12 protein-coding genes are annotated in these 13,335 nt (G+C 44.8%); 5 read left to right on the plus strand and 7 right to left on the minus strand.

The window, feature by feature from the left end:
- Nucleotides 1-30 precede the first annotated feature (30 nt).
- Together M0N77_RS07445 and M0N77_RS07450 are read left to right on the plus strand one after the other, a co-directional pair.
- Entirely contained in the window at nt 31-645 is a 615-nt protein-coding gene (locus tag M0N77_RS07445; RefSeq protein WP_353104596.1) for a glutathione S-transferase N-terminal domain-containing protein, read from the plus strand.
- A gap of 60 nt (nt 646-705) precedes the next feature.
- On the plus strand, nt 706-1,143 hold the full coding sequence (locus M0N77_RS07450) for a ClpXP protease specificity-enhancing factor (protein WP_353104597.1): 438 nt from the start codon (nt 706-708) through the stop codon (nt 1,141-1,143).
- A gap of 220 nt (nt 1,144-1,363) precedes the next feature.
- Here M0N77_RS07450 and dcd read toward each other — a convergent pair whose 3' ends face one another.
- From dcd to M0N77_RS07485, 7 genes are all read right to left on the minus strand, one after another.
- Complete coding sequence (gene dcd / locus M0N77_RS07455) at nt 1,364-1,939, minus strand: dCTP deaminase (protein WP_353104598.1); 576 nt, start codon at nt 1,937-1,939, stop codon at nt 1,364-1,366.
- Between the two features lie 167 nt (nt 1,940-2,106).
- On the minus strand, nt 2,107-2,532 hold the full coding sequence (locus M0N77_RS07460; RefSeq protein WP_353104599.1) for a hypothetical protein: 426 nt from the start codon (nt 2,530-2,532) through the stop codon (nt 2,107-2,109).
- Between the two features lie 42 nt (nt 2,533-2,574).
- Nucleotides 2,575-3,819, minus strand: a complete 1,245-nt coding sequence (apbC, locus tag M0N77_RS07465) for an iron-sulfur cluster carrier protein ApbC (RefSeq protein WP_353104600.1) — start codon at nt 3,817-3,819, stop codon at nt 2,575-2,577.
- 162 nt (nt 3,820-3,981) lie between these two features.
- Entirely contained in the window at nt 3,982-5,322 is a 1,341-nt protein-coding gene (gene mgtE, locus M0N77_RS07470; protein ID WP_353104601.1) for a magnesium transporter, read from the minus strand.
- Nucleotides 5,323-5,479: 157 nt separating this feature from the next.
- Entirely contained in the window at nt 5,480-6,280 is an 801-nt protein-coding gene (locus M0N77_RS07475; protein ID WP_353104602.1) for a 3-hydroxybutyrate dehydrogenase, read from the minus strand.
- A gap of 71 nt (nt 6,281-6,351) precedes the next feature.
- A complete protein-coding gene (locus M0N77_RS07480; RefSeq protein ID WP_353104603.1) occupies nt 6,352-6,981 on the minus strand; it encodes a CoA transferase subunit B in 630 nt (209 codons plus the stop codon).
- A 145-nt stretch (nt 6,982-7,126) separates the two neighbouring features.
- On the minus strand, nt 7,127-7,840 hold the full coding sequence (locus M0N77_RS07485) for a CoA transferase subunit A (RefSeq protein WP_353104604.1): 714 nt from the start codon (nt 7,838-7,840) through the stop codon (nt 7,127-7,129).
- Nucleotides 7,841-8,036: 196 nt separating this feature from the next.
- Between M0N77_RS07485 and M0N77_RS07490 the strand changes: the two genes are divergently transcribed.
- The 3 genes from M0N77_RS07490 (at nt 8,037) to M0N77_RS07500 (ending at nt 13,184) form a co-directional block, all read left to right on the plus strand.
- Nucleotides 8,037-9,536: a GntP family permease gene (locus M0N77_RS07490; RefSeq protein ID WP_353104605.1), complete on the plus strand. Its 1,500-nt coding sequence runs from the start codon at nt 8,037-8,039 to the stop codon at nt 9,534-9,536.
- Between the two features lie 266 nt (nt 9,537-9,802).
- Nucleotides 9,803-11,881 (plus strand): methionine--tRNA ligase, encoded by a 2,079-nt coding sequence (metG, locus tag M0N77_RS07495; RefSeq protein ID WP_353104606.1) that lies wholly within the window; start codon nt 9,803-9,805, stop codon nt 11,879-11,881.
- A 259-nt stretch (nt 11,882-12,140) separates the two neighbouring features.
- On the plus strand, nt 12,141-13,184 hold the full coding sequence (locus M0N77_RS07500; RefSeq protein WP_353104607.1) for an ABC transporter substrate-binding protein: 1,044 nt from the start codon (nt 12,141-12,143) through the stop codon (nt 13,182-13,184).
- The last annotated feature ends 151 nt before the right edge of the window (nt 13,185-13,335 follow it).

The raw sequence follows: 13,335 nt of genomic DNA on the forward strand, positions 1-13,335 counted from the left end.
GACAGCCTTAATAACTAATATTAGGCTCCCATGATTGATGCTAATGACATTCCAAGTAGTCAGCTAATACTCTATGCTGATGATGGCTACGATAGTCATGTTGTCCGTCTATTATTGGAAGAAAAAAAGTTAGAGTATTATCTGTCGCGTCTGCATTCTGAGCGTCCTGAGGATCTTACGGAACTCAATCCCTATCATACTTTGCCAGTACTACAGCAGCGTGAAATTGCGCTGTATGAGATCAACGTGATTTTTGAGTATTTAGAAGAGCGTTATCATGCCAATAAACTGCTGCCAGAGACGCCGCAAGAGCGCGCGCAGTTTCGGCAATTGGCTTGGCGTATTCAGCGTGATTGGTTAGTATTAGGAAGACGTCTGCTAACTCATCCTGATAGCTTCAATAAAGCGCAGGCGGCTTTGGCCAAAAAGCAATTGGCAGATTCGCTGATTACGATATCGCCGCTATTCGCGCATAAGTCTTATTTTATGAGTGACGACTTTGGCTGGTGTGATGTACTACTAGCGCCGTTATTATGGCGATTAGAAGAGATGCAGATTGAGCTACCCCGCGCTATTAGTCGTCCTTTATTCGACTACAAAGAGCGGATTTTTGAGCGCAAAAGTTTCAAAGCCAGTGTGCGCTAAGCAAATAAGATCCTGATTTGAGCTATTTTACCAAATAAGAAAACTAGTAGAGGAATAGACATGAATGATAACCCTGTAGCTACTACCCCAACTCGTCCTTATATGATACGCGCTATTTACCAATGGATAGAGGACAATCAGCTTACCCCTTATTTGATGGTGGATGCTACCGCTGATAATGTACAAATTCCAACTGAACATGTGCAAGATGGTCGTATCGTCCTCAATATCGCTAGCCGCGCTACTGGCAATATGAGCATGGAGAATGACTATATTAACTTTAGTGCGCGCTTCGGCGGCGTCTCACAAGAGATTTGGGTGCCTCTAAAAGCGGTATTAGGGATTTATGCAAAAGAGAATCAGCAAGGCATGTTTTTTGATCCAAATGAATATGACAACTATACGCCTGCATCAGAGAGCAGCGCTACACCGTCTAAGCCCAAAGCGGCAGCGAGACCAAAACGCGATAATAAAGCAGGCTTAAAGGTGCTAAAGTAATCTATATTATAATTGATACAAAAAAGCTAGGCATAATGAATATGCCTAGCTTTTTTTATACTGCAAATCTCATTTACTAAATATCGCTACTTAACTATGTTGGCGTAGGCTGTTGATTTAGCCAAGCATAGTAACTTTGCAAGATATTGAGCTGGGCTAAAGCCACAACCTACAAAAACCAAGCGAGTTAAAAACTAATCTTGTTATCTATTGAGTACCATTAGGTTCTAGGCAAAGTTACGCCGCGCTGACCCTGATACTTACCGCCGCGATCTTTGTAGCTGGTCTCGCAGACATCATCGGCGTCGCTTTGGAAGAACAGCATTTGTGCTACCCCTTCACCCGCATAAATACGCGCTGGCAGATTAGTGGTATTACTAAACTCAAGCGTTACATGCCCTTCCCACTCTGGCTCTAATGGGGTGACATTAACGATAATACCGCAGCGTGCATAAGTTGATTTACCTAAGCAAATGGTCAAGACATCACGCGGGATGCGAAAATACTCAACAGTACGTGCAAGCGCAAAAGAGTTGGGCGGGATAATACATTCGTCACCAATGATGTCAATAAAGCTCTTTTCATCGAAGTTTTTGGGGTCTACGACGACTGAATGCACGTTAGTAAACACTTTGAATTCAGGAGCACAGCGCACATCATAGCCGTAGCTTGAAGTGCCATAGCTGATTAGGCGCTCGCCTGCCTCGTTGAAGCGTACTTGACCGGCCTCAAATGGCTCAATCATGCCATGGTTTCGGGCTTGTTCACGAATCCAGCGGTCGGACTTAATAGACATTGTTATCCTTAATTATTGAGTACAATATGTAATTTATATATTTGTGAGAGATTTTAATACTGGTGATTATACGGAACTCAGACGTTGATTTATAGGTTTTATAGCAGATATAAAAAATTGTTTTTATCAGGCTCATTGGTGCCTTTATCATTTATCTGACTTGCTAACTACTGATGGATCGGTTGTCCCTGATAGTGAACCTTACTACTGATTACTCTTCTTTTGGCTTTGTTTGACGCTGCCCAAAACGCTTCTCTAATGACTTTTATTTCTATTGCAGTCAAACCATCCGCTAGCTCTTCAGTCACATTGACTATTGCAAAACCGTTCAGAGCAAATGAATGCTTAGGAAATTTAAGCAATAAATCAGTTAAAGCCTCTACAGCTAATAAGAAATCAGCAATTACTAAACGTCTATTACTAAACTTAGCTTTAAGTTCATAGTTTTTATCACTACCATCTTTATAGTAAGCCGTTGTACTCAGCTGATTATTTGATATCTCAATTTCATATACGGGCGGACGCATTATCTTCAATAATTTATACTGCTTAGGTAGTGTTTCTAAGTACTCGTTATAGGGGATTAAGCTCACTGGTGATCCTTACCTTTTATACTTTCAAAAACGATTATCATTTCAAAAAATGCGCTTGTCATCGACAGGTTTGGCAAATTTATCAATATTCGCTTCGATGTTTTTGGCAATATTTATATAATAAGAAGCAAACTCGTCATTGGCTAATACGCTAGGCTCGCCTTTATCCACTTGCGCGCGAATACCACTAGCTAACGGCAGCTGCCCTAATAGTGGCACTTGATATTGCTTAGCGATACTCTCGCCGCCTCCTGTACCAAAGATTGCTTCGGTATGCTGACAATTACTACAAGTATGTAGTGCCATATTTTCAACCACGCCCAACACGGGAATATTGGTCTTATTAAACATCTCAATGCCTTTTTGTGCATCTAGCAGTGCAATGTGCTGCGGGGTGGTGACAATGACTGCGCCAGTAACTGGGATACGCTGGGCGAGAGTCAGCTGAATATCGCCGGTACCGGGCGGCATATCAATCACTAAATAATCGAGGGGTGGCCACATAGTCTGATTAAATAGCTGCATCAGTGCGCCAGTGGCTTTAGGTCCGCGCCAAGCGACTGGGGTATTATCGCCATCGAGCAAGCTACCAATAGACAGCATCGCCAAACCACGCGCATCTACCGGCACAAACTGCTCGTTTTCAAGCTCGGGTTTGACATCACTAACCCCTAGCATCGTTGGCATGCTAGGACCATAGATATCAGCATCGAGCACACCTACACGATTACCTAATTGCTGCAAAGCTAAGGCAATATTGACGGTAGTCGTTGATTTACCCACACCGCCTTTACCAGAAGCTACTACAATGATATGGCGGATACGCGGATGCGGCGCTAGTGAGGCTTGAGTAGGAGCGGCCTTAGTAATAGGTGCTTCTGCCTTGGCGCTAGCGGGTTTTGAGACAGTAGGAGTACTTGATTTATTAGCCATAGCATCGATCGTTTTCGGCATTGCTTTTGGCATAGTTTTGGCAGCGGATTTAGGCAAACTAGAGCTATCGGCTTTAGTAGGAGCAGGCAAGCGCACATTCATATGGATGGTTTTGATACCGTGCACGTGTAGCATTGAGCCAAGCTCTTGCTGAATGATCTCAGGATCACTACCATGCGGCAGGCGCAAGTCCAAAGTCAGCTCATCACCTTGTCGCTCAAGACCGGTGACCATAGTAGCAATACTAGTCTCGCCTACATGATAACCAAGCAGCACTTTATCTACCGCACTATCGCGCTCAGCTTGCTGCTGCGCTGTCTCAGGTTTATCTTTTTTCTTCATAAAATTAAACATAATAGCCTTTATCTTTTTTATAAGTATCGATTTATGAGTGTCTATTTATACGTATTTATTTATAACTCTCTATACTTATTATAACGTCATCATGGCTCTATTAATAATTTATTAGTGTTGGCTACAGTAAGGATAGGGATACTTATCAGTCAAACGTTTGGCTTAGCTTATCGCCAAAAACTTTGAGGCAATAAATAAATAAATAAGCACGCCTGAGGCATCACTTATCGAGGTTATCAAAGGCGCACTAGCGGTAGCAGGGTCAAAGCCTAGTTTATTAAGGATAAAGGGCAAGCTCATACCAATCACACTGCCAATCAGCACTACCGACACCATACTTAGCGCTAGTACTAAGGCGACTATAGCATCTCCGCGAACATAACCAATAGCAGCGACAGCTACCGCCATAGTAGCGCCTAATAGTAAGGCAACTAGGGCTTCTCGGCCTAATAGTGAGAACCAGTCGCGCATCACGACATCGCCGGTAGCTAGTGCTCGCACCATTAAAGTTGCGGACTGCGAGCCGGCGTTACCACCACTATCAACGAGTAAAGGTAAGAAGAATACTAAAACTAAATTGGCGGCAATCACCTCTTCAAAGTTAGCAATACTAAAGCCTGAAAGCAAATTACCAAAGATCAAAAATACTAGCCAAAACACGCGCTTACGATAGAGCACGGTAATGCTTGCGTCTTTTAAACGCCCCACCATCGTTGAGACCCCGCCCGACTTATGAAAGTCATCGGTGGCCTCATCACTCGCCACATCCATCGCGTCATCGTGAGTGACGATACCGACTAGAGCGCCCATCTCATCGATAATAGGTAGAGCAATCAAGTCGTAACGTGCCACCATTTTGGCAACGTCTTCTTGATCGTCATTGACATTACAAGAGACAGGATCATTGACCATCAAATCACTAATAAGCTGCTCGGGTGCGGCCAAAATCAGTACTCGCAGTGACACAACTCCTTGTAATTTACGCGCCGCATCGATGACATAAGCATGATAAATAGTCTCAGCATCAGGGGCTTCTAGTCGCAGTGCCTCTAAGGCTTGATTGACGGTCATCTGCGCGCTTAGGGTAGCGTAGTCTGAGGTCATCAAAGCGCCTGCGGTACGCTCTTCATAAGCGGCAAGGCGACGGATATCTTCACGCTGCGCTTGTGCTAAAGCTGGCAATAAAGCATCGCGCTGCTCTTGATCTAAGCTTTTATAAAGGTCGGTGCGCTCATCGGCAGGCATCTCGCCGACTAGCTTTGCCATCTGCTCTCGCGGTAATTTGAGCGCCATAGCGACCTGGGCGTCAACATCAAAATAAGAAAATATCGTTGAGCGATTGGGCAGGCGCTGCAGTAGTTGCCATGCTAAAGTGGGATTGATGAGCGCCAAAATATCAGCGGTGTCAATGGGGCGTAGCGTTTCGATTTGACTCGCTGCTTGCTCAAAGTCTTGTTGTTCAATGGCGTTGCTTAATCTCAACGCAAAAGCTTCATTATGCATAGTTTTACTCCTACCACTCAAAGCGAGACATTAAGCATCGAAAAAAAGCTCCTGCTATCTAGTAACAGGAGCGGTAATTAATAGCTATTAGATGCTAATAGATTCGCTTTTTATTAGCAAGTAAACGAGTGTCAATTTATAGCTTACCTTAAGTTTATTAGTTCATAAACCAGCCGTGACTAGCAACGATAGATTGACCGGTGAATACGTTAGTTGGGAATGCCGCCAAAAATAGCGCCAACTGTGCAATGTCATCTACATCGGTAAACTCTTTGTCCACAGTGTTGACTAGCATAATGTCATTGACCACCGACTCCTCACTAATGCCTTTTTCAGCCGCTTGCTGCGGGATTTGCTTTTCAACCAATGGCGTTTTGACAAACCCCGGACAGATCACATGTGAGCGCACATTGTGCTCAGCGCCCTCTTTTGCTAATACTCGGCAAAGCCCTAACAAACCATGTTTGGCCGTAACATAAGGCGCTTTATAAAGAGAAGCTTCATGCGAGTGCACTGAGCCCATGTAGATAACGGTACCGCCCTTATCGTCTTGATACATATGCTTGATAGCGGCTTTCGTCGTCAAAAACGCGCCGTCTAAATGAATGGCCAGCATTTTTTTCCAGTCTGTAAAAGCCATTTTATCTATCGGATCGATAATCTGAATACCGGCGTTAGAGACTAAGATATCGATACCGCCAAAGCTATCGACTAGCTTTTGTATGCCTGCATTGACCGCCGCCTCTGAGGTGACATCCATCACGATAGCTAATGCCTTGCCGCCTGCTTTTTTTATGGTGTCGACGGTTTGCTGCGCGGCATCTAGATTGATATCGGCGATACCGACAGCGGCGCCCGCCTTGGCATAAGTCTCAGCGATATCTTGACCGATGCCACTAGCAGAGCCAGTCACTAGCGCGACTTTGCCGCTTAAATCCTGTTGTAATTGTGTCGCCATAACCTATCCTTTATTGTTTTAGCTGAATTATTTATGGGCTGCTATACCGTTAGTTCATAGTCATCAGTCATTTACTGAATGATAGTGACGGGAGTCTTTTTTTGTAGCTCCTCAAAGCTTATTCCTTCAGCTAATTCAACCAGTTTTAGCCCCTTATCAGTGACATCTAACACCGCAAGCTCGGTAATGATACGATCGACCACGCCTTTACCTGTTAGGGGCAACTGACACTCTGCCAATATTTTGGGATCGCCATGCTTGTTGACTTGCTCCATCAGTACAATCACGCGCTGAACCCCAGCGACCAAATCCATCGCCCCGCCCATACCTTTGACCATCTTTTTGGGTATCATCCAATTGGCCAAATCGCCCTGCTCTGAGACTTCCATCGCGCCTAGTATGGCAAGGTTGACATGCCCGCCGCGTATCATCGCAAATGAGTCCGAGCTACCAAAATAGCTAGCGCCGGCGCTAGCAGTAACGGTTTGCTTGCCTGCATTGATCAAGTCTGCATCGACATTATCTGCTGTAGGAAACTCGCCGATACCTAATAGACCGTTTTCGGACTGAAGCCAAACATCGATACCCTCAGGGATATAGTTGGCCACTAAAGTGGGCAAGCCAATGCCAAGATTGACGTAGTAGCCATCTTCTAGCTCTTGGGCAGCGCGCTGCGCCATTTGTTCTCTTGTCCATGCCATGTTGATTCTTCCTTTTTATCTGATTTAGAATCTTCGCTAAATACTCTTCGCTTAATACTGTTAGTTAAATAAAGCATCAAAGCGCCTTAGCCAATAGTTTTAATTGAGCTTGTCGCTTATTTAATTAGTTTTCTGCAAAGCCGTATCAGCTTGCTGAGGTAGCTTTAGTAGTGGTTTTTTCAATCCGTTTTTCAGGATCGGCATTTAAGATGATACGCTGCACAAAGATACCTGGCAGATGGATCTCATCGGGATCAAGCGCGCCAATCTCGACAATCTCTTCGACCTCAGCAATAGTCACTTTGCCAGCCATCGCACAGTCTGGATTGAAATTGCGCGCGGTTTTATTAAAGATCAGGTTGCCGGCTTTATCAGCCTTTTGCGCTTTAATCAGTGCTACATCAGCGGTTAACGAGTGCTCAAGGATATAGCTACGACCGTCAAAGTCGCGGGTCTCTTTGCCCTCAGCGACTAAGGTGCCGACGCCGGTTGCGGTATAAAAGGCTGGGATACCGGCACCGCCTGCACGTAGCTTCTCCGCTAGCGTTCCTTGCGGAGTCAGCTCCACCTCAAGCTCGCCTGCTAGGTATTGACGCTCAAATTCTTTATTTTCGCCGACATAGGAGGAGATCATTTTTTTGATTTGCCGCGTTTGTAGCAGCAGCCCTAAACCAAAATCATCGACGCCAGCATTATTACTTATACAGGTGATATCTTTGACGCCGCTATCACGTAGCGCGGCAATCAAAGCCTCAGGAATACCGCATAGACCAAAGCCGCCTATCGCAAAGGTTTGACCGTCTTGCACGATATCTTTTAGCGCCTCATCACTACTAGCATATATTTTTGATCGACTCATAACGAACTCCCTGTTTAGTATTTTCTAAAAAATATAACACACTATTATTCGCTTGTGGTAAGATTTATTGATTAAAACAATACATCTTGTATCAAGATAACTTATTTGTTATCTGTATGCTAATGGTTTTATTCTGCACTTTATCACTGTGAGTCATGACAACTCACAATCTAGTTTATGCCAAGGAGAGGCTCTTATGTTTAGCACTTTTGCTATTGTTATCACGCTGCTATTACTGATGTTCTTCGCTTATCGTGGCTATTCGGTGCTAATCTTAGCGCCGATCATGGCTACTTTAGCAGTGTTATTATCCGGTGATTTTTTGAGCAGTATTCCTGCTTACACTGATGTGTTTATGGGCGCATTGAGTGGCTTTTTACTCAAATTCTTCCCGATATTTTTATTAGGAGCGCTGTTTGGCCGCTTGATGGCCGACTCTGGTGCTGCTACCGCGATCGCTGATACGGTGGTTCGAAGGCTAGGCGCTAGCAAAGCTATCCTTGCCGTTATCTTAGTCTGCGCTATTTTGACTTATGGCGGCGTCTCGCTCTTTGTTGTGGCTTTTGCCATCTATCCTATTGCCAAAGACTTATTCAAAGCTGCTGATATTCCCAAACGCTTAATCCCTGCAGCGATTGCGTTAGGCTCCTTTACCTTTACTATGACTGCCTTGCCTGGTACGCCAGCGATTCAGAACGCTATTCCCATTCCTTATTACAATACTAACGTTTTTGCCGCGCCTATCTTAGGTATCATCGGCGGCACCATCATGTTTATGCTGGGCTGGTGGTGGCTACAGTCGCGCGCTAACAAAGCCAATGCAGCGGGCGAAGGCTATGGTCAGCATGATGATGAAGATGTCGGCGTTGGTGGTATCGATGCCAAAAAATCAGCGAACACCGCCGTGTCAACTAACGATCCAGCAGTCGATAGCGCCCAAACTAAGGTGGCGCAAAGTAATCTAGCCACTACTGTTGAGGCGCGTAATACTCATCAGACGTCCTTTATAGTGGCGATGATTCCGTTAGTATTAGTAATTGCGCTTAACGCTTTATTGACCTATGTGATATTTCCTTCAAGGAATTTTGATGGTCTACAAACTCAGTTCCCTGATCTCAACGTGGCAGGCTCGCTAGGACTGTGGTCGATCATCATCTCGCTAGTGATTGCTTGTTTAGTATTGATTTTATTGCGTCTAGGTCACTGGACGAATCTGCAAAAGACCATCAACCGTGGTACTTACGATTCGATGTTACCGATTTTCAATACCGCCTCAGAGGTGGGTTATGGCGCGGTTATTGCTTTACTGGCAGGTTTTCTTATTATTCGTGATAGCATTCTTAATTTGAGCCCTAATAATCCGCTAATATCAGAAGCGGTGGCGATGACCACTTTAGCGGGTATTACCGGTTCCTCCTCTGGCGGTTTGAGTATTGCGCTATCGACACTAGGAGAGGATTATCTGCGGATGGCGGTCGAGGCTGGTATTGATCCAGAATTGATGCACCGTGTGGCCGTCATGGCGGCCGGTGGCCTTGATACGCTCCCGCATAGCGGCGCGGTCATCACTTTGCTAGCGATTTGCGGCTTAACTCACAAACAGTCTTATTTGAATTTAGCGATGGTCACTATAATTTTTCCACTGTGTGCGGTCATCTCTATTATTATCTTAGGCACGCTATTTGGCTCTTTTTAACTTTAAATAAACGTTAAGAGAGCTCACCATAATCAAGACCCATTTAGTCCATCACTAAGTGGGTTTTTGTGGATTATAAAGCGCTATATAAGTAATCATTATCGAGATAATTACTAAGCACTATCACATATTTGCATAATTTGCGGTATCATAGACACAATTTTTTAGCTTAAAGTATCTAGTTGTCTTATTTTATAAATTAGCCCTAATACAGCTTGTTTTAAAAGACAACCAATCGATTTATATTAAAAACAAAGGTGATAAGAGTGCGTGAGATTTTAGTAACCAGTGCCCTGCCCTATGCTAATGGCTATATCCATTTGGGGCATCTTGTAGAGTATATTCAGACCGATATTTGGGCGCGGGCAATGAAGGCGCAAGGCCATAAAGTCACTTACGTTTGCGCTGATGATGCCCACGGCACGGCTATCATGCTAAAAGCTGAGGCTAATGGCATTACTCCTGAGGAGCAGATCGCTTCGGTTAAAGCCTCTCACGAAGCCGACTTCGCCAAATTCTTGATTGAATTTGATAATTATCACAGCACGCACTCGCCAGAAAACAAGCATTACTCAGAGCTGATTTATCGCCGTCTCAATAACGCCGGTCACATCTCAACGCGCGATGTCGAGCAATTATTTGATCCTGAAAAGCAGCTATTTTTGGCCGATAGATTTGTCAAAGGCGAGTGTCCTGAGTGCGGCTCTGCCGATCAGTACGGCGACAACTGCGAGGTTTGCGGCACTACTTATGATGCCACAGAGCTGAAAAACCCACGCTCCACCTTATCGGACGCCGCGCCAGTACTCAAAGTCTCTAAACATTACTTTTTTGATTTACCTGAGTTTGAGCAATTCTTAAAAGACTGGACTCGTAGCGACAATCGTTTGCAGCCTTCGGTCGCTAATAAATTGCAAGAATGGTTTGATGCCGGTCTTGCCAGCTGGGATATCTCAAGGGATGCGCCCTACTTTGGTTTTAAGATCCCAGATACCCCTGAGGGCGAGCCTGACAAGTACTTTTATGTCTGGCTAGATGCGCCTGTCGGCTATATGGCAAGCTTTCAAAACCTTTGCGATAAGCTTGCGGGTACGGACAACGCGCTAGATTTTGATCATTATTGGGCGCAGGAGAATGAGCATAAAACCGAGGTTTATCACTTCATTGGTAAAGACATCGTTTATTTTCACGCGCTGTTTTGGCCAGCGATGCTCGCCGGTAGTGAGTTTCGCACCCCTACTGGCGTGTTTGCGCACGGCTTTTTGATGGTCAATGGCGAGAAGATGAGTAAGTCGCGCGGTACTTTTATTAAGGCTGAAACTTACGCGGAACACTTGCATCCTGAGTATCTGCGCTATTACTTTGCTAGTAAGCTGTCGGATAAAGTTGAAGATATCAATCTTGATCTTGAAGACTTTATGCAAAAGGTCAACTCAGACTTAGTCGGTAAAGTGGTCAATATTGCCAGTCGCAGTGCTGGGTTTATCGTCAAAAAATACGATGGTATGCTGACTGAGATTTGCGCTGAGCCTAAGCTGTTAGAAGACATTACCAAAACCGGTGATGAGATTGCCGCCGCTTATGAGAACCGTGAATTTGCGCGGGCTATGCGCCTGATCATGCAGTGCGCGGACAAAGCCAATGAGTATATCGATGAGAAAAAGCCTTGGACATTAGCAAAACTAGAGGGCACTGAGCAAGAGGTGCAAGAAGTCTGCTCCGTGGCTATTAATATCTTCCGTCAATTAATGGTTTATCTAGCGCCAGTGCTGCCTGAGCTGACGGCCAATGCCAAAGCGTTTTTGAATATTGATGATTTGAGCTTCCATAGCCGCAATGAGTGGCTATTAGGTCATCAGATCAATAAGTTCAAACCGCTCATGCAGCGTATCGAACAAAAAGATATCGAGGCGATGGTTGAAGCCTCAAAAGCATCACTAGGCGACGCTCAAGAAGCTACGCAAAGCGAAGAAGCTACCACGACTAGTGAAGCTGACGATAGCGCTGAGCAAACCGATTATATTGGTATTGAAGACTTTGCCAAAGTTGAGATGAAAGTGGCGCATGTCCTAGCCTGTGATTATGTCGAAGGCGCGGACAAACTGCTCCAGTTCACGCTCGATGTCGGCGAAGACAAGCCGCGTAATGTCTTTAGCGGTATTCGCAAGTTTTATGAGCCTGAGCAATTAATGAACAAAAAAGTCATCTGCGTCACTAATCTTGCGCCGCGTAAAATGAAGTTTGGCCTCTCAGAAGGGATGGTACTCTCAACTGGTCATTCAAAAACGCAGCTAACGGTGGTTACCTTGCCTGATAGCTGTGTAGTGGGCGATTTGCTTGGCTAGGTTTTAGTAACTTAGATTTTAGTAACTTAGATTTTATTAGCTTAGTGCTGTATTTAATGTCTTATAAAGGGTAGATGATAAAAAGGATGCCTAGCGTGGCATCTTTTTTATGCAAGAATGGTTTACTCTCATAAGGTTTGAAAGCTTATTTGTTAGCGTGACTTATAACGTGTAATTTTTTATTGCGATTAGTTACATTACTGTCATAATATAGAGCGTGTTGATTTATATCCCTTCTAATCTGAGAGTTAAATTTATAATGACTATTGCCTCCACTTTACGCTTGAGTCTCTGTACTGCAGCTGTCAGTGCCATCAGTATGTTCGGTCTAGTAGGTTGCTCAAATTCGGCGACTGAAACCGCGACAGACGATGCTGTGGTAACCACAGATAAACCTGCAAAAACCCTCGCCATTACTCAGATTGTTGAGCACCCCTCATTAGATGAGATCAGACGAGGTCTATTAGAAGAGCTTGCGGATAACGGTTATGTGGAAGGCGAAAATCTAACCGTTAACTTTCAAAGCGCGCAAGGTAACTTAGCTACCGCTGGACAGATTGCCAAGCAGTTCGCAGGCGACCTGCCTGATGCCATCGTGGCCATCTCTACCCCATCTGCGCAGTCGATAGTATCCTCAACGACGACGGTGCCTGTGATTTATACGGCCATCTCAGATCCTTTAGCGGCAAAGCTTATCGATGACAAAAACGTACCTTTTCAGTCAAATGTTACCGGCCTATCAAGTCAACTGCCTATTGAGCCGCAGCTAGATCTTATCCAAAAAATTGCGCCAAATGCTAAGACTATTGGCTATGTCTACAGCCCTGGTGAAGCCAACTCGGTTACGGTGCTCAACCAATTAAAGCAAGCGGCTCCTGCGCGTGGACTTGAGATACTAGATTTGACGGCCAATCGTCCAACCGATGTAGCGATGGCGACTCGTAGCCTTGGTGGCCGCGCCGATGTTATCTATACCTCGCTTGATAATAACGTGGTTTCTGCGTTTGAGGCGATGGCAAGCGCAGCGAACGAGCTCAAAATACCGGTGATTGCCTCTGATGAATTTAGTGTCAGACGCGGGGCAACTGCCGCACTTGGGGTTAACGATTATGACTTTGGCCGGGTAACAGGCAAGATGGTTTATCGCGTACTCAATGATGAAGCAGTTAACACGATTAAGCCGCAAGTCATGAACGACTTGACGCTATATGTCAGTCCTAAACACGCGCAAGCTCAAGGCGTAAGCTTATCCGCTGATCTGCTCAAGGACGCTATCAATGTCGATGATGTCGATAAGAAATAGTGTTTATAGCAAAAGCTAAAGTGCTTATTTATCTAGGCGATAAACAAGTCAGCAATTAATTTAATTAATAATATTAGTAGCAAATTAAAGCTGGAGATTAGCAGCCAATCTGCTAATGACTACCGACCTAATCCTCTATTCACCCTTAATA

Origin of the sequence: Psychrobacter sp. AH5 (assembly GCF_040371085.1) — a bacterium.
Classification (GTDB): domain Bacteria; phylum Pseudomonadota; class Gammaproteobacteria; order Pseudomonadales; family Moraxellaceae; genus Psychrobacter.

Bases quoted from the DNA above. Each gene is read 5' to 3' on its own strand.
- M0N77_RS07445 (WP_353104596.1), top strand. From the start codon at position 31: ATGATTGATGCTAATGACATTCCAAGTAGTCAGCTAATACTCTATGCT.
- M0N77_RS07450 (WP_353104597.1), top strand. From the start codon at position 706: ATGAATGATAACCCTGTAGCTACTACCCCAACTCGTCCTTATATGATA.
- dcd (WP_353104598.1), bottom strand. From the start codon at position 1,939: ATGTCTATTAAGTCCGACCGCTGGATTCGTGAACAAGCCCGAAACCAT.
- apbC (WP_353104600.1), bottom strand. From the start codon at position 3,819: ATGTTTAATTTTATGAAGAAAAAAGATAAACCTGAGACAGCGCAGCAG.
- mgtE (WP_353104601.1), bottom strand. From the start codon at position 5,322: ATGCATAATGAAGCTTTTGCGTTGAGATTAAGCAACGCCATTGAACAA.
- M0N77_RS07475 (WP_353104602.1), bottom strand. From the start codon at position 6,280: ATGGCGACACAATTACAACAGGATTTAAGCGGCAAAGTCGCGCTAGTG.
- M0N77_RS07480 (WP_353104603.1), bottom strand. From the start codon at position 6,981: ATGGCATGGACAAGAGAACAAATGGCGCAGCGCGCTGCCCAAGAGCTA.
- M0N77_RS07485 (WP_353104604.1), bottom strand. From the start codon at position 7,840: ATGAGTCGATCAAAAATATATGCTAGTAGTGATGAGGCGCTAAAAGAT.
- M0N77_RS07490 (WP_353104605.1), top strand. From the start codon at position 8,037: ATGTTTAGCACTTTTGCTATTGTTATCACGCTGCTATTACTGATGTTC.
- M0N77_RS07500 (WP_353104607.1), top strand. From the start codon at position 12,141: ATGACTATTGCCTCCACTTTACGCTTGAGTCTCTGTACTGCAGCTGTC.